This window comes from Methylocapsa sp. D3K7, from assembly GCF_029855125.1.
In the GTDB taxonomy this organism is placed as follows: domain Bacteria; phylum Pseudomonadota; class Alphaproteobacteria; order Rhizobiales; family Beijerinckiaceae; genus Methylocapsa.
Genome location: NZ_CP123229.1, coordinates 570,984 through 594,880, shown reverse-complemented (window position 1 = coordinate 594,880; position 23,897 = coordinate 570,984). Strand labels below are relative to the sequence as shown.

Sequence of the window (23,897 nt, the reverse complement as noted above, 5' to 3'; positions counted from 1 at the left end):
TGTTCTTAAGTACAAGTTCTTTTTTTGTCCCAATTATGCACTTAACATAACGAGGACAAAAATGGTTAAGGATGCAGGACAGGCCGGCAGTCTCGAAACTAATTGTTTAACAGAAGTCGATGATTCGCTTGCTCTTCAGTTGCCAGCCCTCGAGTGTTTCTCGACGGCGGTATACCGATTGTGGGAGTAGGAATCAGACGCGCTTGAAAGTTGTTCATGGGATCACCTTAACGAAAGCCAGAAGGAGCACTTTCGAGTGATTTCCGAGAGGATATTGTCCCTTAAGCGGGAGTTTGACGAGGCGTTGCAAGAGAATTACGCTATGAATTCACCGACGACAGCAAAATAGATAGGGGTTCCTGTTGGCCGTCCGTTCAAAATACCGTCAATATTTGAAAATAGCTGTATGGTTGTACAAATGTATTTAATCCCTCGTATTTCTTTTTGGAATGTTTTTAGGTTACATGTAGATCCTCTCTTTGGCCCAAATTCAGCATCGATATTTCTTCCTATATAATAGGAACGTAAATCAAGTGTTCCATCTATTATAATTTCATTCAAGAATGGTTTTATTCTATTTAGTCCAAAGTGAGAGACAGCGACGCCATGTGCGAGCTTGGCTAGAAACCTATAAAATGAATGCATATCGAACTTCAAGTCAACAATTACGTTAATTGTTATTTCAGAATTATTTAGATACGTGTTATATACAGAATGTTTATCGACTGGTTTTGGTGGACGGTTATTTATTATCCGTGGTGGTCTGCGTATTCTTGGTAAATATAAGACGTACGGATGTTCTGATAGAGGAAGTTCTTTCGTGATAATTTTATCGTCATCTAGAGCAGTATCCGACCTGAATGAATCTGAAGGGATTCCCGAATCGGGCTTGAGGTGATTCAAACTGTCTGCCGGAGCAAGGAGGCCGGCAGGCATGTCGAAAGCCTTGTCTCTCGATCTTCGGGTTCGTGTACTGTCCGCGGTTGCGCAGGGTCTAAGCCATCGCGAAGCCGGCGCGCGGTTCGCGGTCAGCGCATCGAGCGTCAGCCGCTGGCGAAAGCTTGCGCGGGAACGGGGTGACGCGCGTCCGAAGGCGCTCGGCGGGGATCGTCGGTCGGGCCGGATCGACGCCCATAAGGACACAGTCCTCTGCGTGCTCGAGGCGACGCCCGACATCACCATCGAGGAGTTACGCCAAACGCTGGCGGACAAGGGGCTTGTCGTCGGCTATGGCACGATCCGCCGCTTCTTCGCGCGTCATGCGATCACGCGCAAAAAAAGACTGCGCACGCCAGCGAGCAGGATCGCCCCGACGTCCTGAAACGGCGCGAGGACTGGTTCGACGGGCAGATCGATCTCGACCCTGACCGCCTCGTCTTCATCGACGAGACCTGGGCCTCGACGAAGATGGCCCGCACGCATGGCCGTTGCCGGCGCGGCGAACGCCTGCGCGTCGGCGTGCCCCATGGCCACTGGAAGACCACGACTTTTGTCGCCGCCCTCACGACGCGCGGCATGATCGCGCCGTGGGTGCTGGACGGGCCGATCAACCGCGACGCTTTCGAGACCTATGTCGACAAGGCCCTCGTTCCAGACCTGCGGCCGGGCGACATCGTCGTCATGGACAATCTGTCGAGCCATAAGGGGCCAAGAGTGCGGGAGATGATCGCGGCGGCGGACGCCAGCCTTCTCTACCTGCCGCCTTACAGTCCGGACTTCAACCCGATCGAGAATGCCTTCTCCAAGCTGAAGGCTCATCTGCGTAAGGCTGCCGAGCGAACCGTCGGCGGCCTCTGGGACGCCATCGGCCGCATCATCGATCTGTTCGCTCCAGCGGAATGCAAAAACTACTTCGCCGCCGCAGGATACGATGCAACATGATCGGCTATTGCTCTAATACACGTATAGGCAATGTGTTTGGTATTTCGTTCTTGTGGTAGCTCTTAAACCCGCTTTTTAAGCGGTGATGTCCAAAATTAGTGCGGAGACATGCCTGTTCAAATCGTTTGGTAATATCAGCGCATTTTGCGCAGCTTGCCCCCGAGATTATAAGTCCTCCCCCGAGGCCTCTTGGAATCACATGTTCGCGCGAAAGTGGCGGTTCTACGCTGCCGCAGTAAATACAGCGTCCGAACGACTCGATAACCTTAGGCTTATCAGTTGTGACTGAAAACTTTTGCAATTCCATGGGTATTAGTAATATCGAACAACGTTATAGCTGCAAACAGGCTTGGATCATCGAACATGGCTGATGATGCTATCGAACGCGAGATCGCGAGGCGTCGCGATGCTGCCATTCGACGCGCTCTGAGCACGCCACCAAAGCCGCATAAAGAACCGAGCGGCAAGCGTTCTGGAGTGATACCAAAAAGTAGAGTCAAAAAAGCTGTTCAATCAAAGCCAAAATCGCCCTGACTTTGGCGCGATTCCGCTTAAACCGTTCGCGCTTTACGAGATCCTTGATACATCAACCGCTTTCCAGTCGCGCCCTTAATTGCGCGGTGCGCGCGTTCTGTGTCGTCAATGCCAAGTGCCTTCCGGTTTGAATAGCGGAAATCAAATTCGTTCAAATACGCCTGCAAGTGCTGTTCACCGCAATGGTGATAAACGCCACGCATACCGCGTTTGAAAATGCCAAAGAAACCTTCAACTGTGTTCGTCGTGGTTTCGCCGCATGCATATTCGCCGTCACCGTGGTTCACGGCCTCATGCGCGGCAAAGTTCTTTCCGGGCTGTTTGTACCACAGCGCTTCGTCTGTGTTTAGCGTGCTATCAAGCACGATATGGGCGCCAAGGATTTTCTTGAGCGTTGGAATGGTGAGGTCTTCGACTTTGATGGAAACCGAACGTCCACCGCGCTCGACCATGGTAAGAACCTTGCGTTTAGTCGCGGTCCCGCGCTTGCCAACCCAGCCCTTGCCATTAACGAAAATTTCGCCAGGTTTCCCAATATAGGTTTCATCGACCTCAACGGTTTTGCCCTTGCCGCCCAACGGCTCCGGATCACGGTCAAACATGGCCTCGCGGATGCGATGCGCCATGAACCAAGCAGTGCGATAAGAACCAAGGCCAAGATTGCGCATCAACTGATGCGCTGAAATGCCCTTCTTGCTCGATGCCATCAAGTGAAAGCCAAGCGCCCATTTGTGCAAAGGCACATGGCTCGATTCCATGACGGTGCCAATAGTGACCGTAAATGGCCTCAAGCAGGCGTTGCACTGATACAAGCCAGGACGATGGCTCTTGCCCTGGACGCGCGTTGCCTGTCCGGTAACGCCGCAATGCGGGCAGACTGGCTTTCCATCCGGCCAGCGGATCGCCTCGAAATGGGCGCGGGCTGCGTCTTCGTCATGGAAAATTGGATTTGAAAGATCGTTAGGCATGGGAAGCTCCTATGCCCAGAACCTTGCCAGAACATTGGTATTATGTCAAGTGCATAATACCCTTTTTTGTTCTTGCGGGGATATTCGTTTCCCTCAGCCACATATTGGGCATCGCCCTCAATTTCGTTGGGTTTGATTGATTGCCCAGGCACCGGCTGCGGAGAGTGATGCTCCTGGCACATTCCCTCTTCGAGACACGGGAACTCTGTCGTCAACTCATTCCATTGGGCCGGGACACGGGGTGGCGGTCAATTTTCGAGAACGCGGAGACACAATTCTTGGGGATGGACTTGGAAGGCAATTCCCGACTCGGGAAAATAGAAATGACATCAATCAGTGCTCCGATATAAACTCACATGACACGAAGCGGCGGGGCATATGCTCAATTCCGCAGCCTGGGAGGAGCATATGTGCACGTCCTTAAATCAATTGATGAGATTTGTGCTTTTGTTGACTGCCATTAACGCGGCATTGGTTTTCTTTCCGGTGACGGCTCATGCGGGCTCCGGCTACCGCAGAGCGATTGACGCGGGTGTGGCCGCAGGCAGGAATGCGGCCGTCGTCGTCAATATCGACAAAACAAATCAACAAATGACAGTTTATGTGGATGGGGTAGAAAGATATGAATGGCCGGTATCAACTGGCCGAGCGGGATATTCAACGCCATCGGGAACCTATACTGCCACCTCTATGAACGAAATTTGGTATAGCAAACAGTGGGACAACGCCCCCATGCCCCATGCCGTTTTCTTTATGAAAGACGGTCATGCCATCCACGGCAGCTCAGACGTAAAGAATCTTGGCAAACCCGCCTCGCATGGCTGCGTGCGTATCTCGCCTCAAAATGCCGCCATCCTTTATGAACTGGTGAAGGAGAATGGCCTGGAGAATACGCAGGTGGTGCTGTCAGGCGTTAGTCCGGGCGGCGAATATAAGGTCGCTAAGGAGCAGACAAGTCCGCGCCGGGGTTCTGCCGGGCGCTCACATGCCGTTCCCAATTCCAACGGTGCTCCAAATTACAATGGCGCCCAGGGTTATAATGGATCCCAGGGTTACTTTGGATCGCCATGGCCTTGGTGAAGGCCAAGCTAACGCGCTTACTGGAGACGATTTCGGAGGAGCGCGTTGGTTGGGCGCAGCGCTTATGAGATCTCTCGGATGCACACGATAGCCTATCCCTTTTTGTTCCATTGTTGGTAAGGCGCTTCGCACTTCCCGGAAACATAGCGAGGCGGACCATCGACACCCCGAAACAAATCTCCACGGCGCGGCCAAGGAAACGGACCCACGCAGCTCAAGCATATTCTCGTCGACCCAATTGAAGATCCCAGGAAAGCAGCCGCAAATGGGATGAACATGAGCCGCTGAAAGCGGACCAAGAAAATCACGGTGCGGCAGCTCTCCGAAGGGGTCGCTTCTCGGGACGATGCAAAGCAAGAGATCCGCAGATACGAATTGATCATGCGGTGGCTCATTCAGCAAATTGCCAAGCTTGGCACGAAGTCGAAACACCCTTCTATCCGGCGATGATGAGGCGACCTCGATAAAATGCTGGTGAGAAACTCCGGATCCCAGGCAAGCATCGCATGCGAATCAATGTGTGAGTATTTGGGAGTTCTTGCAGACACTCAGGCTGGCCATTCGTGCCCAGCATAGACGCAAATGCGGACTTGACCTCGCTGCAACTTAGGCCCTTTATGGGCATAATTATGGTCAAATTTTGGAGGGCAGAAATCGTGCGTTCATTGAATTTTTTGCATGGTTCTGTCGCTTCCTTGATAAAAATTTTTATGCGCGGGACCGCCGCGATCCTCGTCGCAGGAGCGGTCCTGTTTGCCGGAACGCTCATCACCTCGAGCTCCAGTCACGCCCAGCCGGCAGACCCTTGCCCGAATAATCTCCTGCCGAGCCCCGGCACCGGCCAGGACATCGTGATCAGCCATGAATGCCATGTCGGCGACGGAACCTACACCTATGGCAATATCAATATTGTCAGCACGTTTGCGGGTGACGGCAAATTCACCACGAGAGGCTCGCTGATCTTCGACGAACTCGTGCCGAATGTGAAGATCAACTTGTATGCGAAGTCGATCCTGGTGGAATATGGCGGCAGCTTGCTTGCCGGCGCACAAACCGCGGCCGGGGCCTTCGGCGCCAATGGCGGAGTGCTTACCATTCACCTTTATGGCGCGGAATCAGCAAACCGCGCGCATGGACAAGGTGTCCCATGCCAGTCAATTCCAATCTCCGGGGTTGTGGGCCCATGTGGCATTCCGAATGCCGTCGTGATCGCCGGCGCCACCGGGGCATCGGTAAATCTGCCCGGCGGCCCGCTTGGGACTCAATATACCGACAACTTCTATGAATATAAGAATCTGCCTTACGACGATGGGACAAACCCCTCCCTCGGCTACTTTGGCTATAAGGTGATTGGCGTTTCGGAGGGGGGCACGCTGAAACTCTTCGGCAGCAAGGGGGCCACCTACACTTCTCTTGCCCCCAAAATGACGGGCACGAGTTGGGTTAGGCTCAAAGGCACGATCCTTGGCAGCGATCCCGGGGGGGCGACCGCGGCGACGAGCCTCACCGTCGATGGAACGGTGGACTGGAAACAGGGCGACCACATCGTCGTCACCACCACTGACTACCTAGCGGGCCATTCCGAGGAGTTGGTGATCTGCAGTCCGTTGACCAGCGGAAATACGATCAGCTTTGATTCGAACCTTAATCCGGCAACCAATTGTCTCGCCTCAAAGACGGCCACAGGGGTGAAATGGACCCATTATGGCAACCAATATACCCTGCCAGCCGTCAATCCCACTGGGAGGACCGTCGCCGAGACGCGGGCGGCCGTGGGCCTGCTGACCCGCAGTATCCAAATCGTATCGGAAGGCGATACCGCCACTCAGCCTTTCCCCGCCCCTCCGGCTCCAAATACGGTTCCCGGCTATTTCTTCGGCGGCCATACGATCGTGCGGCAAGGGTTCGCGGCCTATCAGGTCCAGGGGGTCGAGTTTCGTCACATGGGGCAGGGTGGCAAGCTCGGCCACTATCCCGTCCACTTCCACATGGTGCGCGTGACGCCGGCCAACACCTTCGTGATGGATTCCTCGATCAATGAATCCATGACCCGGTGGATCACCGTCCACGGGGCGTCTGGCGTCACGCTTCAGCGCAATGTTGGTTATCTTTCCATCGGCCATGGATTCTATCTCGAGGACGCCGTGGAAACCGAAAATAATTTCTACTCCAATCTTGGGATTTTCGCCCGCGCCGCGGTCATCAATGCCCAAAATCCGCGCCAGGTCCCCGGCATCCTGGCGTCTCCGGATGAGACAGGTGCCTTTTCCGTTAAATTCGAAAGCGACAAGAACACCCCGGCGGTGTTCTGGATCACCAACGGCTGGAACGATTTTCAAGGCAATATGGCCGCCGGTGCCGGCATGTGCGGGGTCTGCTTTTGGGAACTCCCCGCGGCAAACGGCGGGCCGTCGGCAAGCCAGTCGTGGCAGTTCTACGCGACCGAACAAAATTGCAATGGTCCTGCCGATGGGTGCAAGGTCACCGGGTCCACCCCTCTCAAAAATTTCGATGGCAATTTTTGCACTTCGGCGATGGTGTCCTTTCAGACCGTTGGCTATACGCAAGGATGCTTAGGAGCCGTCGCCCCAAATTATGTCGTGACACCGGTCGTAAACACACTGGCGCCAAAATCAACGGATGCGCCGCTCAATTCTTATTATCCGAATATTGATTCCGGCGGCCAGCTGCAACAAGCCAGCAAATGTCCTGATGGCGCATGCAATACGAATCTATGTGATAATTCTAACCCCGATCACACAAACTGCTTGCCCACGGTCATCAACAACTACACCACGAGCTTCAATTATGCGCAGTACAACTTCGCGGCGGTATGGCTGAGGAAGCGCTGGCATCTGGTGAGCAACAGCTTTATCTCCGACGTCCAGAATGCCGGTCTTAGCTTTATCTCGGGGGGCGACTATACACATTCCTCGGCTATCATGGGGCTTTGGGAACTGGCGCTCAAAACGACCTTCGTCGGCTACACCCAGCCACAAGGCGACGCGAATTATGCCTACGCCTCGGATCTCAGTCCCTTCAATAGCCTGACCGCGGGAAAATTGAAATGTGATCCTCCCCAACTGGGCGGATTGTATTGCGTCTCCAAGGACAATGGCTTGTCGCTGCAATTGAGCAATTTTGGCGTGAGCCAGCATATGTTCAACATTTACGACGGCCCCGCCGACGAAGATTCAAATGCTTTTCTTGACATCAAGAAAGTGGATCTGAATGGCAAAACGATTCCCACTTGGCTGGTTTCTCAATTCAATGTTGGCATTCCCCAGGCTTCTTTGGTGGATCCCAACAACAAGATTCCGGTGGGCAATTGCTACATTCAAAATGCGGCCATCGCCTGGAAGCAGCCGAACGGCTTTTACTATCCTCCGACCTTCCATTCGAACAACCTTTTATTCCACAATGTGGATATTCGCCATTATGTGATCGATCCGCAATTTGCGAATATGGCGACTCCTCCTATTACGAACATCTTCGGCACATATCTGACCAATACAGGCGAGGTTCAATCGCGTTACTGCCCCCCTCAGAACGCGAACACCAATTACTTCCTAGGTTACACCGGGATCGACCGGCAGACCGTCTTGACCGACGACGATGGTTCGCTGACCGGCTGGGTGAAGACTGTTTCGGTGAATGAGGACCCGTTCTTTCACACCCCGATTGATGGAGTCGAATGTCAAACGGACGCCGCCACCAAAGAAGGCGGCACCGCGCGAGCCAATCCGTATGAGAATGTCACCACCGTGATCTATCCGGATGCCGCGCAAAAGTCGGCCCCGCCCGTCAAAGGCCAGCCCGTGTCCTGCAGCTCCACTGGCCCGGATCCGAATTGGGATGGGGACTGCAACAACGAGAGCTGCTTTGGCGTGCCGCTTTATCGCGAGTATCTGACCAAATCGGATTTGGTGAGTGGTGCCCGTCCGCCGACCACGTCCATGCCGATGATCAGAATGTCCGGGTTCGGGATCTGCCAGCGCCAGAGCATGACGGTCAACAATGGCCGGTACTTTATCGATCTGACGGCAGACTTTACAACGCAAAACTCCTGGCCGACGCCCGTGGGCAATAAAAGACTGAAAACCGTTTTTCAGGCCGGGAAGACTTATGACATCTTCGATATCTATGCCCAGGCGGACACCTCTCAGACGTTTGAGATGTACATAGGAACGGCACTTCCGCCCACGGTGAAGTCGGCTCGCGTCGACCTCTCCAGCGTACCTTTGAAGATCACCACGGACACCAAAAATCTCTGCTCCCCGACAGGGACCGCCTGCAAATCGGTTTACGACGCAGGCACCGGGATCTTGAGCGTGACACTCAAGATGAGGGCTTACGTGACGGATGCAGAAGATCCGTTCCTGAAGGCTCAAATAGCCCTCTGCGGGCCGCCGGGGTTCTGTACATATGATACGAAGCACAGAGCGTGTGTTGGGGTTACCAAGTCGCCGACAGTTCCGGTGGTTGGGCGCGAGCTGTCCGACCCTGAGCGCACCACCACATGCGGCTATGCGGGCAAGGACGCCGATTGTCCGGATGGCGGCTGCATTGGATTTCAGGTGACACTTCCAGATAAGTTCACCGCCGGCAATCAGGTGGTCCAACAAGACTTGCCCTCCAAGCGCTCCCTGTGTTTCCCGAATACAGCGCCTTGGAACAAGCCGCCCGCCGCGGCCAGTCCAACGCTTGCAGGAACATGTGTCGGTGCCAATGCGCCCATGAATAAAGCGGGAGATTTTTGTACGCTGCCTGCTTTGTTAGGCTCTCGGGGTGATTAATTGATGCGCTTTTGGTTTGGCTTGGGACGATGCAGGTCAAAACTATTCTCAAAAGATGGAGAACGAATAAACACGGCACCAAGAGCTCAAGGACATGGCCCAAAAAAGCTGTGCTGATGGCCGAGGTTGCGTAACCATATTGGTTCAGCGGAAACAGCAACGCCACACTGAGCCACCGATAACATCCCGGAGCTGTGCGATGACCAAACAAACAATTGCCGCAATGCTTTTAGGCTCGATCGGCTTTCTGATGCCCGCCCAGATGTCATTCGGTGTGACAGCGTCCAATGCACAATCCGTTGATCCCTCGGTTGGCCGGCAGCTCGCCGAGAGAGTCTGCAGCGCCTGCCATCAGATTAGCGCGGCTTCGCCAAATCCAGGTCAGAGCTCCGGCGCGCCAAGTTTTGTCGACATCAGCCAAATGCCTTCGGCGAGCGAGCTCTCGATCAAGGTTTTTCTCCGTACCCCGCATCCTAGCATGCCCAACTTCATTCTCAGTCCAGAAGAAATCGACTCGGTCACGGCCTACATTCTGAGTCTCGCACGGAAGTAGGTTTCGTTGGCATCGATCACAAAGTTCGAGGAATTGACGCGATGTCCGGTGCTTGTGAATACCAGCTTCAATGTGCGTGGAGAGCCTATCGTCGGCACGCCGGAGGATACGTTTCGCTGTTTCATGGGCAGTGACATCGAATTCTTGGCGGTCGGAAACTGCGTTCTCCATAAAGATGAACAGAACCCGGCTCTGGCCCGCGATTATAAGAACGCTTTCGAACTCGACTGAACCATGATTGCGGCTATACCTGCATATGATCAATCGTGGTAGCCAGCTTTTCCCAGCAGCCGCAAAAGCGCGGACTGGCTATGAGTATCTGTTTTCTGAAATATGCGTGAGAGATGCGTGCGAGCTGTAGAGACAGCAACATCTGATTTGGCAGCAGCCTGATGTAAATTGTCGCCTCTAAGTATCAGTGACGCTAAGGCCGCTTCCGCATGTGTCAGCTGAAATTGGGATCGTAAAAGATCGATATTCGGGGGGGTGCATTTGTCTCTTTCGGCATCATCGATGAAAACGATGGCGATCTGATCCTTGCCTGCGAACCGAGCGCCGGGCAGAGGAGACACCAGCAGAACGAGCGATGTTTTGTTCTCGCGGCGAGCAATCATCTTGCCGCCTGCGGAAGCTGATTTTTGCGTAGCCGCAGTGTGAATGAGTTTTTGCAGCGATCCTGTCTCTTCGGGTTTCGAAGTCGAAAGCCGTCCCTTCCGGTCTAAGATCAGGCCTCGATCCCGGATAATTGCCGAGCCAGCCCCATTGGCACAAAGAAAATTTGCCTCACGATCGACCAGGATTGCAGGCTTTTCGATCGCGGCAACGACGGCCCGGACGTCATCACCAGCATAGCCGCCGGCTTGCAATCGTGACCGCAACTGCCAGGCGCGCTGCAGATGCGGAAGCAAAGCGCGAAAGCGCGTAGCATCCCGCTCCGTGAAGTCCGGGCCGGAGGATGGCCGATACACAGTTACAGCCGCAGATAGCGATCCATCCACGAGAATGTTAGCCCCGAGTGCTTTGTCCATTCCCTGCGGATGAAACCACTCATTGTAAAGCCCAGTTCGGGCGAATTGGTCCGACGAAATCGCGGTTTCAAACGAAAACAGCACGCCAACCGGCAAGACAACCGACGATTTCCATAAAAAATTCCGGCAGCCCCAATACTCTTCGTAACTTCGAACATATGAGGGGTCTAAGGGCGTACTGATTGCTTCAAATTGGTGACTGTCGATGTCGTAGGAAACGAGTCCTATATCCTTGATGGATAAAAAACGACTCGCTGCTGTGAGCGCTGTCGGCCATGTCTCTGGCACTTGAACACTCTCATAGATAAGCCCGATGACGTCGGAAAATTCCCCCACCTCGGACATATTGCTCTCCACATATGACGCCGAAAAGGACTCACGCCAGTGGGAAACACATTGTTCAGATTTAATCAAAACTACATCATCTGAAGGATGCGCACAAGAAACCGTATGTTGCACAACAGCGATGAACTGGTTCGCTACTTCACTTGAGGGGGGAAACTCATGAAAAATACGCGTAAAGTCGCCAACATTCTGCATCATCCAAACTCCGCGCCTTGGATGAAGTCTATGAGAAAGCTCTCTGGGTTAGCAATTTTCGCCGTAGGCTTTGTCGCGTGGCACGCTTTCGACCTTGGACGGGGGGAGGCTCGTGCGGACGGCTCAAGTGCCCTTCGCTATCATTACGTTTCTCTGGACGAGGCGCTACCCCCAGGTTTTCTTTTCTTCGATCCTATCGCCCTTACCAACGACGATCGCGTCTACCTGACAGTTTGGGCATGTGACGTTAATTGCGTACCATCTGTTGCAGTGTACAAAAATGGCAAGACGAGCGTCATCCATCCCGGCGTGACTTACGCGGCGAACAACGGCGGGACCATTGGCGGCAGTGTGATCACCGATATCGACAATTTCATCGAGCAAGCGGCTCTGTTCACCCAAGGCCGGCCCGTCGAAGTGATTCCGCGATTGTCGGGCGAGTCAACGAGCCATGTTGCTCGTATCTCTGATTCTGGAATTGCGTTGGTTCAATCCGATTCCGCGACATCCATTTCCACTTTCTATTTGTACAAGCACGGAACCGTGACCCCGCTCAATCTGGGGACGAACCCCGCGGGGTTTGTCAGCCTGAACAATCGTGGTCTCGTCGCCGGAAGGATTGACGAGCCCGGACCGAATGATCGAGCCTTCCGCTACGATCCTCGCTCTGGCGTCGTGAACTTGCTAAACCCACTTCCCAGTGAGCCGGAATCTTGGGGGCAAGCCATCAATAGCCGTGGTGATGTTTTGGGCTATTCTTTTAAAGTCGGCGCACTCGAACGCATCGGCGTGTGGCGCGACAAAACGTTCAAGACCTATTTCGTCGAGGGGACCCCCGCATTCCCGACTGTGAGCAACCAACTTTTGTGGAATGAACCGGGGCTGATCGTCATAACGAGAACGAGCTTACCTGACCTCAACAGCTATGTTGTGCCTAAGCCCGATGTGCGGGTGAAGCTGGCGGATATCACGGACACGCTTCCTATTTGGACAGCGATGTTGGACATCAACGACCACGGAGATATCCTCGGCCTTGGGGGCAGCAGCTATTTCAACATTGAGCACACGTTTTTGCTCAAACGCGTGGACGGGGATGCGGCTGCCCCAAAAACAGCGCCGCAATCACTCAGCGCGAGCCATGTCGTAATGCCGCAACGGCGGCAATGTCCCCAGAAAATTCCGTCGCCCTTATCAAAGTGGTGTAGGGAGTGATTTAAACGCCAAGCCGCATACCGGGGCGCCCTCATCGACGCGTCCCGGCAGTGCATCCTCAAGTATGATGGACCTGCGGAAAATCAGACCACATCTTGGGGATAGACGCCGCGAAGGACATCGTCGAAATGTCTTTTGACGTTCTCATTGCATAAGCATGAGCGCGCTTTCATCGCTTCGAAATAGCGGACCAAGAGCGAGCCGAATCACGGCCGCAGGACCTGACATATCCATCGGAGAAAACTCTGTCACGAGCTGGGCTCTGCTTCTCCACGAGTTCACGACAAATGCGGTCAAATATGGAGCCCTGTCATCTCCCGATGGCCGCATTGATATCAACTGGGCGTTGCAGAATGATCTTTTGTCGCTGACATGGCGGGAGACTGGAGGTCCCGCTCTCACGGAAGAACCGCGTGTGGAAGGGTTTGGGACAATCCTTATCAATGCGACATTAATAGGCCAGTTGGCTGGTCAGCTATCGCGGGTATGGAATTTGGAGGGTTTAACCATACAACTCTCAGCTCCATTGGCGAGCCTCACTGCTTGAGCGATACAGCGATACCGCGTTAGCTTCGGCGTTGAGATCGGCACACTATCCTCGCCCAGATGTGGACATGCCGTCAAAACCGGCGCGGCTTCTCGCGGTGCCGAGGGCGCCGAGCCGCTCCAAAGCGGTTGTCTCAGGGCGCGGCATTTGTACCACGGGCCCGTCGAACTCTCCGCCTTCGGTCTCGCCGGAGAGCGCTGCCAGAAAACGCGATGCCCAATCGTAGACACTGTTTGCGCGCAGAGACTTCATCGAAGTGTTCCAGCGGTCCTTGCGTTCGTCGAGCGGCATCGTGAACGCGCGCCCCATTGCGGCGGCCGTCGACTCGATGTCATAAGGGTTGACGATTAAGGCGCTTTTCAACTCCTGGGCGGCACCAGCAAATTGCGACAAAATCAGGACACCAGGGTTTTCTGGATCTTGCGCCGCCACATATTCCTTGGCCACGAGGTTCATTCCGTCGCGTAAGGGCGTGACAAGGCCGATTTTCGACATCCGGTAGAGTCCAGCCAGAGCCGAGTGACTCATCGATTTGTTGATGTAGCGAAGCGGCGTCCAATCGACATCGCCATGCTTGCCGTTGATGCGGCCGGCTTCTTCTTCCAATTCGCGTTGCATGCGGGCGTATTCGGGCACCTCTGACCGTGATTTTGGGGTGATTTGTAACATCGTCACCCGCGCCCGCGCTGCTTGCGGCGAATGCTCGAGGAAAGTCGCAAAGGCTTCCATGCGATGTTTTAAGCCCTTGGAATAGTCAAGCCGGTCAACGCCAATGACGAGTTCATGTCCTGAGAGACTGGCGAGCGTTCTTTTAACTGTCGGATTCTTTTCCGCGGCTCGCCCTTCCTTGGCGAAGCCCTCGGTATCGATGCCGATGGGAAACGCGCTGACATGCGTCCGGCGTCCGTCGATTTCGCACCAATCGCCGCCTGTCGCCCGCCCAGCATTGGCATTCACGATACAATCACGAAAATTATCCGCGTCGGATTGTGTTTGAAAGCCGACGACGTCGTAAGCGCCGAAACTGCGAAGAATCCGCTGATAGGCCGGCATTGCGCTCGCAACATCCGGCCCCGGCCAAGGAATATGATGGAAAAAGCCGATCCGATTGACGCAGCCCATTTCGCGCAAAAAACGCGCCATGGGAATGAAATGATAATCATGTATCCAGATCGTATCGTCGGGCCGCAAGAGCTTCTGCAGCTGGCGGGCGAATTCCTCATTGACGCGAAAATACGCGGTGGCATTGCATTCCGAAAGATCAGCAAGATCGAGGCGGTAATGGCAGATCGGCCAAAGCGCCCGATTGGCGAAGCCACTATAATATTGATGAACGTCGCGCCGTGAGAGATCACAGACGGCATAGGTAAGAGATCCAACAGTTTTGCACTGCGGAACGTAGTTGCTTTCCTCTGTGGCTTTGCCCGACCAGCCAAACCATAGCCCGCCGCGCGCCTTCAAGGCGGCTTGCAAGGCAACCGCAAGTCCGCCCGCCGACGGTCCCGCCGAAGGTGAAGGCACCCGGTTGGAGACAACGACCAGTCTATTATCAGGCCTTTTCAGGTTGATCGAAGCAGGCTTGTACAGAAGTTCTAGGTGTACCATGGGAGCGACGACCTTTATCTGACCAAACCAGAACGTAAACTCACAAAAGCAAAATTTGTTCCGGTTTGATTCTCAGATCGCCAAATCCGATTATTTCAATTAACCAAATCATTAAGTATTTAATATTGCCTGTGACAATGGCGAAGTTACGGCTGGACGAGGGTCATATCTGTCGGATTTTATGAAAATTCAGGGCGCGGCCTTTCCCATTCACGCGCTTTCTCAGGGTCGCCGCTGTTGAAACACACTCAGCTTGCCTACATCGCTCCAATTGCGTATCGGAGGGTCACGCTGGCGAACCAATACTGCCGGCCGAGATGAGAGCGGAGAATTCGTGTTACTAGCCCATATTCAACCGCTCATTGCGCAACACGGCTATTGGGTCGTCTTTGTTATCGTCATGCTCGAGAGCGCCGGCGTTCCGCTGCCTGGCGAAACAATTCTTATTCTGGCCTCCGGCTACGCCGGTGCCACCGGCGAACTCAACCTGACCCTGGTGATTACGTGCGCGGCGGCGGGCGCGATCGTTGGCGACAACATCGGATTTTGGATCGGCCGGACCTTTGGCGCGAATTTTTTGTTGCGCTACGGAAAATTTGTCCACCTCCCCGAAAGCCGTTTGAAACTCGGCCAATATCTCTTTGAAAGGCATGGCGCGAAGATCGTTTTTTTCGGGCGGTTCGTGGCCTTTCTCCGGGTCTTCGCCGCGCTGCTCGCAGGCGTGAACAAATATGGGTGGCCACAATTTCTTTTTTTTAATGCCGCGGGTGGAATCACATGGGCCATAGCGATCGGTGTGAGCGCATATCTGTTCGGTGACTCCATCCATCATGTCAGCGGCCCGCTTGGGGTGATCGCGCTCTGCGGTGTGGTCATCGGTGTCATTGCCTTTATCTATTTCGTGCGCCGCGAGGAAAAAAAGATGGCGGAAAGACTCGCCGGCTCCGCCCGTGGCGATCTCAAAATCCTTCCGTGACTTTGAGCGGCTCCTGGATGGCTGCCGGAACGAACATCACCTCTCCGCGTTGAACGCCGCGAGTTCGTAGCGGAAGCTTTGAATGAGACTCAAACTGACATTGTTGATTTTAGGCGCGCTGAGCATCGCGGGAACGGGCGCGCTCGCGCAAATTGCGCCCGGCGATCCTGCCGGTGATAAGACGATTCCGGAGAAAGACCAGTCGAGGCCGAGCGACACGCCAAACGGGGGCCAGCAAGGCGTCGAAGAAAGGGACGGCTCTAACTTGAGCGACAAACTGGATGAAAGCGGCGGGGTCCTCAAGCCGAAACCGGGAATCGACCCGGAAATTGTGAAGCCTGCTCCCGTTCCGCATCCAAATTCGACGCCCGTTATTCCACCACCTGGAGTGCCCGGGGGGCCGCCGGGACCGGAACCAAAATAATGATGCTTCGGGCGGCACAGGTGCGAAGCTCTGGCGTGTCCGCTACTCGAGCAATGCGAGCAAGCCGATAAGGATGTCGGTGGGCGATGGCGGGCAGCCCGCGATGCGCACGTCAACGGGGATGACCTCGGACACGCCGCCGGCACAGGCGTAGCTGCCTGCGAATATGCCGCCATCGATGGCGCAGTTGCCGAGGGCGACGACCCATTTGGGGTTGGGCACCGCATCATAAGTCCGGAGCAGGGCTTCGCGCATATTTTTTGTCACGGGTCCGGTGACAAGCAGCACGTCGGCGTGGCGCGGCGAGGCAACGAACCGCAGTCCAAAACGTTCGAGGTCGTAAAAGGCATTCCCCAAAGCGTGAATCTCGAGTTCGCAGCCGTTACAGGATCCGGCATCGACTTGGCGGATCGACAGGCTGCGTCCGAGTCTCGCGCGCGCTGCATGGTCCACTTTCCCGGCAAGCGCAACAAGCCTCGAGTCCGTATTTTTGGGGCCAGATTCGGTGAGAGGTGCTTTCAAAAACCCTTTGAGCAGATGTTTCCGCATCGGATAAACCTAGAGGTCATGCCCCGAGTAGGAGCAATTGAAGGATTTGTTGCATAAGGGGAAATCGGCGACGATATTGTCCTCGATCGCGGCCTCAAGCACTGGCCATTGAAACCAGGACGGGTCGCGCAGGTGGCAGCGTTCGATACGGGCCTCCGCATCCAGGCGCACCCAAGCAAGAATATCGCCGCGAAATCCTTCGACCACGGCCAGGCCCTCGCCAGCGTGACCCTTTCCAGTAAGGGGGACACGAATCGCGTCTTGCTCGGGCATGCGGGCGAGAATCAGTTCGGTAAGCGCCAGACTCTGCTCCACTTCGCGGATACGGATCCAGATTCGCGCATTGACGTCGCCGTCGGAAAGCACAGGGATGTCGTAATTGAAGAGCAGTGCGTCATAAGGCGGGTAGGCGAGATGGATACGGGAATCGAAATTGCGCCCCGACGCTCGCCCGATATAACCGCCGCATCCATACTGCTTGACGAGCAGCGGGCGGGCCAATCCGGTTCCGACGGTCCGGTCCTGAAGCGAGGCGGTGTTGTCGTAGAGTTCGACGAGCGGCGGGAAGGCTTTGCCTATCTCCCTGACCAGTTCCCTGATGTGCTCGAATCCATGGGGCTGAAGGTCGACAGAAGTGCCGCCTGGCACGATGCAATCCATCATCATGCGATGCCCGAAACACGCTGCTGCAGTGCGGAGAACCCGCTCGCGCAAAACGCCGCAATAGGCAAGCATGAGGGCAAAGCCGGCGTCGTTGCAGATGGCGCCAATATCGCCAAAATGGTTGGCGAGGCGCTCAAGCTCTGCCATCAGAGCCCGCAGCCACACCGCGCGCGGCGGAATTTCGATGCCGCCTGCCGCCTCGACGGCGCGCGAGAAGGCATAGGCATAGGCGACGGTGCTGTCGCCTGATGCCCGTCCAGCGAGGCAAGATGCCTGCTCGGCGGAGGTGCCGCGCATCAGAGACTCGATGCCTTTGTGGGCATAGCCCAAACGCTCCTCAAGCCGGACCAGGGTTTCGCCGCTGGCGGTAAAGCGGAAATGACCAGGCTCGATGATTCCGGCATGCACGGGACCGACCGCGATTTGGTGCAGACCTTCGCCTTCCGAGGGACAAAATGTGTAGGGCTCAGGATCGCCGCCGGGCATGGGTGTTTCCGCGAGCGGGTGGCGCACACCCCATCGGCCATGATCGAGCCAGGGACGCAAGTCTGGCAGACCCTCCGGCTCGAGCCCAACGAGATCGCGGATCGCGCGTTCGAGGCGGATGGCGGGCGGATGGATGCGGCCGACGGAGGGAAAACGCCCATCGGGACACGGCAGGGTCGCGACGGCGATCTGTTGTCCACTCTCGTCAAGGATGGTCATGTGAACCGCTGCGGCCTCACCCCAAAGACCGAGCAGTGTCCCTCGGCCTCCGGCGAGCCGCTCGGCCAGGAGCCGCCAGAGAGAATCGTCCACCACGGCCCTCGGGTAGGGGCGATGCGATTCGACCATTCGCCCCTCTGCGATGACCTCGGCTAGCGTCGGCACACGTTGATCTCCCTTTACCCTAAAGCATGGCCAGCGACGGGTTAGCCGAGCAATCGTGCGACATGCTGAAACCAAGTCGCGAGCGGCGGCGGCAAGTAGATCCCCGCCGTCAAAACGAGGCCGAGATGCGCGGCAATCGGCAAATAGGACGCTTCCACCGGTGCAACTCTGCCTTTCGGTTTTCCAAATGCCAATCCCTGCAAGTGCCAAAGCAGGCCCCCAAATCCGATAAGGAGTCCGGTCACGAGCGGGATCGCGAGCAAGGGCTGGCGCGCCATGGTGGAGCTGACGACGAGGAACTCGCTCATGAAAATCCCGAATGGTGGCATGCCTGCAATAGCAAGCACGCCGAGAACCAGACACCATCCAAGGAGCGGGTTGGTGACCGTCAAGCCACGGATATCGGCCATCGTTTGGGTGCCTTTGACCTGGGCAATATGACCAACCGTGAAAAAGATCGCCGACTTTGTCAGGCTGTGCATTGTCATATGGAGCAGGCCCGCGAAATTCGCGAGCGGACCGCCCATGCCGAAGGCAAAGACGATAATTCCCATGTGTTCGATCGAGGAGTAGCCGAACATCCGCTTGATGTCGCGGCGTCGGTATAGCATGAAGCTGGCAAAAATGAGCGATGTTATTCCCATAGCCGCCATCAATGGACCGGGCGCGATGGCTCCCGGATTGGCGGCAAGCAAAAGTTTAAACCGCAGCACGGCGTAAAGAGCCACATTGAGCAAGAGTCCCGAAAGCACCGCTGAAATCGGTGTTGGTCCCTCGGCATGAGCGTCAGGCAGCCATGCATGCAGCGGCACCAGGCCAACCTTGGTGCCGTAGCCGAGCAAGACGAACACGAAGGCGAGGTCGAGAAGCGCCGGGTCGAAGGACCACACGTGCTGGATGAGGACCGTCCAAACCATGCCATCCTGGCCCTCGCCGACGACGGGGCGCGCGGCCATATAAACAAGGATCGTTCCGAACAGCGCAAGCGCGATGCCGACGCTGCCCAAAATAAAATATTTCCAGGCCGCCTCGATTGCTTCCTCCGTGCGATAAATGCCAACCATGATCACAGTGGTCAGCGTCGCTATCTCGATCGCGACCCACATCAAGCCGATATTGTTCGTGAGCAATGCGAGGTTCATGGCGAAGAGGAGCACCTGATACATTGCGTGGTAGAATCGCAGATGGACCTCTGTGAGGCGCCCGGTCTCCAGTTCATGGGCGATGTAGCTTGCACTGAAAACACTGGTGGTGAAGCCGACGAACGTATTCAATACGACGAAGACGATGTTGAGGTCGTCAACCAGAATGTAAGGGGTCGGCGCGGGCTTCCAGATAAACAGGGACACTGCGGCGAGGAACGTCAGAAAGGCTGCGATGATATTCAGACCCGCCCCCAGGCGATAGCCCGGGAGGACCGCCATTATGGTAGCGGCGATGACCGGAGTCGCAAGCATGAAGGGGACGCCGCTGAGGGCAATGGTGTTCATCCTTGACCTTCCCGGAACCGGGCGCCGCGAAGCCTGTCGAGGGCTTGGAGGTCGACGGTATCGAATCGCTCGCGGATGCGGAACAAGAATATGCCGATCACGATAAAGGCGATGAGAACAGAAAACGCGACACTGATCTCGACCACGAGCGGCATGCCTTTGGCGCCCGTCGCGGCGAGGATGAGACCATTCTCGAGCGACATGAAGCCGATGACCTGGCTTACCGCGTTGCTGCGGGTGACCATCATCAAGAGGCCAAGCAAGACGACGGAGAGGGCGAAGGCAAGGTCCTCGCGGGCAAGCGCGTCGGCATCGCCCGTAACGCGCAGCATGACCACCATCGACAGAGCGACGAGCGCCATTCCGGCAAGCATGGTGGCGCCAATGCCGACGACATTCTCGACTTCGCGATGAATACCAAGGCTGGCAATCACGCGATGCAGCGCCACGGGGATGACGATGGCTTTGAAGACAAGCGCGATGGCGGCGGTAATGTAGAGGTGGGGCGCGTTTTGCACAAAGGCCTGCCAGGAAACCGAAAGGGCAAGCACAATCGCTTGAAGGGCGAAAACGTTGAGCAGCGCGTAGAGCCGATTTTGATACAAGAGCAGGAAGCTGATGAGCACCAGGCCGCCGGCGAGCAGATGGGAGACGTCGAACGCGAGGCTGTCTGTCATCGGAGACTCCGGGTTACGAAGAGAAGCAGTGTCCCGAGCAAGCCGAGCATGAGCGCCGCGCCGAGAAAATCCGAGATGCGGAAAATGCGCATTTTGGCGATCGCGGTCTCGAACAGCGCGAGCAGGAATCCACCAACGGCGAGCTTGCCAATATAAGCTGCCGCGCCCGCCACTTGCGCCAAGGCACCCGCGTGCGGCGGCGCTAGACCCCAGGGCACGAAGACGCATGCAATCAGCGACAGATAGAGCAGCAGCTTCAGAAAAGCCGCGAGTTCAAGCAGTGCGAGATGACGGCCCGAATATTCGAGCAGCATTGCCTCGTGCACCATTGTCAATTCGAGATGGGTCGCCGGATTGTCGATCGGGATGCGTCCATTTTCCGCAATGGCCACCATCACAAGCGCGATGAGGCCGAGCCCAGCCGAGACTCTGACGCCGACTGCCGGGGACAGCATGAAGCCGGCGACGCTTGAGAGCTGGGTAGAGCCAGCGAGGAGAGCAAGCGTGAACACAATCATGATCATGGCCGGTTCAGCGAGCGTCGCGATCATCATCTCACGGCTCGATCCAATGCCGCCGAAGCTCGTGCCAACGTCCATTCCGGCCAGCGCCAGAAAGAAGCGGGCGCTGCCAAGGAGAGCAATGACCACAATGAGGTCGGCGGACCAGCTGAACATGAGTCCGGTGGCGAATGTCGGGACAAGTGCTGCCGCCACCCAAGTCGCGGCGAACACGAGATAGGGAATCACCCGGAACAGCCAGGAAGCATTGTCGGCGAGAACGGCATCCTTGCGAAGCAGGCGGAAAAGGTCGCGGTAGGGTTGCCGCAGAGGCGGCCCGCGCCGGCGCAAGAGGCGAGCCTTTGCCTTCCGCACAAAGCCCGTCAACAACGGTGCCAGCAAAAGAACGGCGAACATTTGGGCGCCTTGAATGGCAAGATCTGGGATCACGGCCATAGGGCGAGAACCAACAACAGGAACACGAGCGCGAAAGAAACAAAGCTCAGATAGACTCGTATGGTCAGGTACTGAAACTGATTGAGCCTTGTGGCGGCAAGCAAGACAAGCTTGGTGACGGGCGTGTAGATAAGCTCCCAGGCAAAATCGTGCTGTTCGATCTCGAACCTGGCCGGACGGAGATCGCCCGGCGGCCGCATCTCGACACGCTCGCGGGCACGGAACACATAGGAGCCGAAGATCCGGCGGATTGGCTGGGCGAAACTTGCCGCGGTATATTGCGTCGCTGGATTTTGGTCCGGAAAGCCGCAGTCCCAGGCGGGCGCGCGGCGCACCGTGCGGGATGCAAAGCGGTGAATGACATAGGCGGCAAGCGCGGCCGACGTTGCGATGAAAATAAACACCACGAGTCCGTTATAGGAACTGCGGCTTTCGGCGACGGGCACGATGGAGAGCCATTCAATACTGGCTTGCTCGGGCATCCTGGCGCCTGCGATGCTTTGAACAACGGGGGCCATGAAATCGATGACGAGGCCAGGCAGAATTCCTCCAATGACGCAGAGAGTAGCGAGGCCGAGCATCGCACTTTGTGACCAGCGGTCTACCTCATTGGCGTGCTCCGCTGCTGGCGAGCGCGGCCGGCCCAGAAACACGATCCCAAACAAACGAACGAAGCAAGCCGCGGCGAGCGCCGCCGAAAGAGCGAGCAGCGCGCCGACCGCGGGAATGAGGAGCTTCAGTCCCCAATGTGGAAGGTCCGTGCTGATCAAGATCGCTTGAAACAATAACCATTCGGAGACGAAACCGTTGAGCGGCGGCAGCGCCGAAATGGCGGTGCAAGCAACAAGGAATGCGAAACTCGTGACCGCCATGGGATGAATGAGACCGCCAAGCCGGTCCAAGCGGCGCTCGCCGGTCGCGGTCAGCACGGCGCCCGCGCCGAAAAACAAAACGCTCTTGAACACCGCGTGATTGAGGATGTGAAAGAATGCCGCCGTCAAAGCCAGCGCGCCCGCGGCGGGCCGCCCATTCGCGTCGAAGGCGAGTGCCAGGCCAATTCCGGCGAAGATCACACCAATATTTTCGATGGTGCTATAAGCAAGCACCCGCTTGATATCACCCTCCATCAGCGCATAGAGGATGCCGAGGACCGCGGTTCCTCCACCGGCAGCCAAAATTGGAACGCACCACCACCATGCGGGAGGCCCAAGAAGGTCGAATACAATGCGGATGAAACCGTAGATCGCGACCTTGGTCATGACGCCGCTCATCAGCGCCGACACATGACTTGGCGCCGCCGGATGAGCCAACGGCAGCCAGACATGGAGCGGCACGAGCCCTGCCTTCGATCCCGCACCCAATGTCGCAAGGCCAAGGACGAGGCCCGCGCGGAGCGGCGTTATCCGAAGCGCGCGGATCGAGTCGAACGCATAATTGCCATCGGGGCCGGCCAGCAGGCCAAACGCGAGCAGCAGGGCCAAGCTCCCAAGGCTCGCCATGAGGATATAAACATAGCCCGCCCGGAGATTTTCCTCTTCGCGGTGGTGCGCCATCACCAGCGCCCAAGAAGCAAGCGACATAAACTCCCAGGCCACCAAGAAGCTGAAGGCGTCGTCCGCCACGACGACCAGATTCATGCCCGCAAGGAACAATGCGAAAAAGGGCAGGACGCGCTGCGGTTCGGCCTCGTGGCGTCCGTACCCGAGGGCATAGAGACTTGCCGCCGCGCTTCCCAGATTGATGACCAGGAGAAAATAGGCGGCAAGCGAATCCAGCCGAAAGTGGGCGCCGAGCCAAGGCAAACCCAAGGGCAAGGTCAAGACCGAAGGGGTGACCGCACCATGAATAAGCCAGAGAATGCTGGCGACCAGCCCAACCAAGGAAACGGCGAGGGTCATTCCATAAACGACGGGCGTCGCAGTGCTCGACTGGCCGAGCACGATCGCCAGCACGGAGGTTCCCAAAAGTGTGGCAATCAGACACAAAGGAAAGACGACGGTGGACATCAGGCGCGCGCCCGTATCCCGCGCACCGCTTCGGCGGCCAACTTGCCGCCGCCATGCTTCCTCGGGACGTCCTGTTCAGCCTTCAGTCTTACTCCGCGTCCTCCCGCCGGGCTTGCCGTACCTTCCCCAATCAGCTCGACCCCAGCCCCATCGAGTGCTGTGACCAGCTTCATCAGGGAGTCCACATTGCCCCGGATCAGGGCTTCGCTGGCCTCCATGCGCTGGATCGTCGGCAACGACAATCCGGAGAGCTCCGCGAGGCGCCGCTGGTCAATTCCAAGAAGCGCCCTGGCGGCTCGTAATTGTGGAGCGGTGATCATTCTCGAGCCGCCTGTAAAACCCAAGGATTAGACATGTACACTTTAATTATCCATGTACTAATATTGACTTATGATGTATAAAATGTCAATATCCATGCCAAGGCATTCTTTCGGGTACAGCCCATGACCGCGACCACCGCCAACGGGCGATCAATGCGGCCAGCGCGGACCGGTGCTTTCAGCGCGGCCGTTGTTTGCCGCCATGATTCTGGCGGTTCTCTC

The 23,897-nt window shown here is 56.4% G+C and carries 18 protein-coding genes and 1 pseudogene; 8 read left to right on the top strand and 11 right to left on the bottom strand.

The genetic code is table 11. The annotated features are described in order from the left end of the window. Window positions 1-315: 315 nt before the first annotated feature. Window positions 316-936: a hypothetical protein gene (locus QEV83_RS02680; protein WP_280129744.1), complete on the bottom strand. Its 621-nt coding sequence runs from the start codon at window positions 934-936 to the stop codon at window positions 316-318. Between QEV83_RS02680 and QEV83_RS02675 the strand changes: the two genes are divergently transcribed. Next, window positions 935-1,881, top strand: a protein-coding gene (locus tag QEV83_RS02675; RefSeq protein WP_280128127.1) for an IS630 family transposase whose coding sequence is annotated in 2 segments (ribosomal slippage) — window positions 935-1,271 and window positions 1,271-1,881 — 948 coding nt in all. Because the reading frame shifts where the segments join, the coding sequence is not laid out codon by codon here. The genes QEV83_RS02680 and QEV83_RS02675 overlap by 2 nt on opposite strands. A gap of 551 nt (window positions 1,882-2,432) precedes the next feature. Here the strand turns inward: QEV83_RS02675 and QEV83_RS02670 are convergent. Continuing rightward, window positions 2,433-3,383 (bottom strand): IS1595 family transposase, encoded by a 951-nt coding sequence (locus QEV83_RS02670; protein WP_280129743.1) that lies wholly within the window; start codon window positions 3,381-3,383, stop codon window positions 2,433-2,435. 378 nt (window positions 3,384-3,761) lie between these two features. Here QEV83_RS02670 and QEV83_RS02665 point away from each other — a divergent pair, with 378 nt between their 5' ends. The 4 genes and pseudogenes from QEV83_RS02665 to QEV83_RS02650 all read left to right on the top strand — a co-directional run. Continuing rightward, complete coding sequence (locus QEV83_RS02665; RefSeq protein WP_280129742.1) at window positions 3,762-4,463, top strand: L,D-transpeptidase; 702 nt, start codon at window positions 3,762-3,764, stop codon at window positions 4,461-4,463. 656 nt (window positions 4,464-5,119) lie between these two features. Then, the gene (locus QEV83_RS02660; RefSeq protein WP_280129741.1) at window positions 5,120-9,259 is read left to right on the top strand and encodes a hypothetical protein; all 4,140 of its coding nucleotides are present in this window, start codon (window positions 5,120-5,122) and stop codon (window positions 9,257-9,259) included. Window positions 9,260-9,458: 199 nt separating this feature from the next. After that, a complete protein-coding gene (locus tag QEV83_RS02655; RefSeq protein WP_280129740.1) occupies window positions 9,459-9,812 on the top strand; it encodes a c-type cytochrome in 354 nt (117 codons plus the stop codon). A 15-nt stretch (window positions 9,813-9,827) separates the two neighbouring features. Further along, window positions 9,828-10,043, top strand: a pseudogene (locus tag QEV83_RS02650) (carbamoyltransferase C-terminal domain-containing protein); the annotation flags it as partial. A gap of 29 nt (window positions 10,044-10,072) precedes the next feature. Here QEV83_RS02650 and QEV83_RS02645 read toward each other — a convergent pair. Beyond that, on the bottom strand, window positions 10,073-11,383 hold the full coding sequence (locus tag QEV83_RS02645; RefSeq protein ID WP_280129739.1) for a hypothetical protein: 1,311 nt from the start codon (window positions 11,381-11,383) through the stop codon (window positions 10,073-10,075). Between the two features lie 27 nt (window positions 11,384-11,410). On the opposite strand from QEV83_RS02645, the gene QEV83_RS02640 reads away from it, so the two are divergent. Next, window positions 11,411-12,592 carry a hypothetical protein gene (locus tag QEV83_RS02640; protein WP_280129738.1) on the top strand — a complete coding sequence of 394 codons (1,182 nt, stop codon included), beginning with the start codon at window positions 11,411-11,413 and terminating at the stop codon, window positions 12,590-12,592. A 592-nt stretch (window positions 12,593-13,184) separates the two neighbouring features. Here QEV83_RS02640 and otsA read toward each other — a convergent pair. Next, window positions 13,185-14,744: an alpha,alpha-trehalose-phosphate synthase (UDP-forming) gene (gene otsA, locus QEV83_RS02630; RefSeq protein WP_280129737.1), complete on the bottom strand. Its 1,560-nt coding sequence runs from the start codon at window positions 14,742-14,744 to the stop codon at window positions 13,185-13,187. Window positions 14,745-15,078: 334 nt separating this feature from the next. Between otsA and QEV83_RS02625 the strand changes: the two genes are divergently transcribed. Together QEV83_RS02625 and QEV83_RS02620 are read left to right on the top strand one after the other, a co-directional pair. Then, window positions 15,079-15,720, top strand: coding sequence for a DedA family protein (locus tag QEV83_RS02625; protein ID WP_280129736.1), 642 nt, complete (start codon window positions 15,079-15,081; stop codon window positions 15,718-15,720). An 82-nt stretch (window positions 15,721-15,802) separates the two neighbouring features. Then, window positions 15,803-16,144, top strand: a complete 342-nt coding sequence (locus tag QEV83_RS02620; RefSeq protein WP_280129735.1) for a hypothetical protein — start codon at window positions 15,803-15,805, stop codon at window positions 16,142-16,144. A 42-nt stretch (window positions 16,145-16,186) separates the two neighbouring features. Here the strand turns inward: QEV83_RS02620 and QEV83_RS02615 are convergent, their stop codons facing one another. From QEV83_RS02615 to QEV83_RS02585, 7 genes are read right to left on the bottom strand one after another with little or no spacing between them, the layout of a single operon-like run. Continuing rightward, window positions 16,187-16,693: an NADH-quinone oxidoreductase subunit B family protein gene (locus tag QEV83_RS02615; RefSeq protein ID WP_280129734.1), complete on the bottom strand. Its 507-nt coding sequence runs from the start codon at window positions 16,691-16,693 to the stop codon at window positions 16,187-16,189. Window positions 16,694-16,702: 9 nt separating this feature from the next. Next, window positions 16,703-18,226, bottom strand: coding sequence for an NADH-quinone oxidoreductase subunit C (locus QEV83_RS02610; protein WP_280129733.1), 1,524 nt, complete (start codon window positions 18,224-18,226; stop codon window positions 16,703-16,705). A 41-nt stretch (window positions 18,227-18,267) separates the two neighbouring features. After that, window positions 18,268-19,716, bottom strand: a complete 1,449-nt coding sequence (locus tag QEV83_RS02605; protein ID WP_280129732.1) for a hydrogenase 4 subunit F — start codon at window positions 19,714-19,716, stop codon at window positions 18,268-18,270. Then, window positions 19,713-20,393: a hydrogenase-4 component E gene (locus QEV83_RS02600; RefSeq protein ID WP_280129731.1), complete on the bottom strand. Its 681-nt coding sequence runs from the start codon at window positions 20,391-20,393 to the stop codon at window positions 19,713-19,715. Before QEV83_RS02600 ends, QEV83_RS02605 begins: the two co-directional genes overlap by 4 nt. Continuing rightward, on the bottom strand, window positions 20,390-21,349 hold the full coding sequence (locus QEV83_RS02595; RefSeq protein ID WP_280129730.1) for an NADH-quinone oxidoreductase subunit H: 960 nt from the start codon (window positions 21,347-21,349) through the stop codon (window positions 20,390-20,392). Before QEV83_RS02595 ends, QEV83_RS02600 begins: the two co-directional genes overlap by 4 nt. Beyond that, entirely contained in the window at window positions 21,340-23,355 is a 2,016-nt protein-coding gene (gene hyfB, locus QEV83_RS02590) for a hydrogenase 4 subunit B (RefSeq protein WP_280129729.1), read from the bottom strand. Before hyfB ends, QEV83_RS02595 begins: the two co-directional genes overlap by 10 nt. Further along, window positions 23,355-23,675, bottom strand: a complete 321-nt coding sequence (locus QEV83_RS02585) for a helix-turn-helix transcriptional regulator (protein ID WP_280129728.1) — start codon at window positions 23,673-23,675, stop codon at window positions 23,355-23,357. The genes hyfB and QEV83_RS02585 overlap by 1 nt, the downstream gene beginning before the upstream one ends. Window positions 23,676-23,897: the final 222 nt, after the last annotated feature.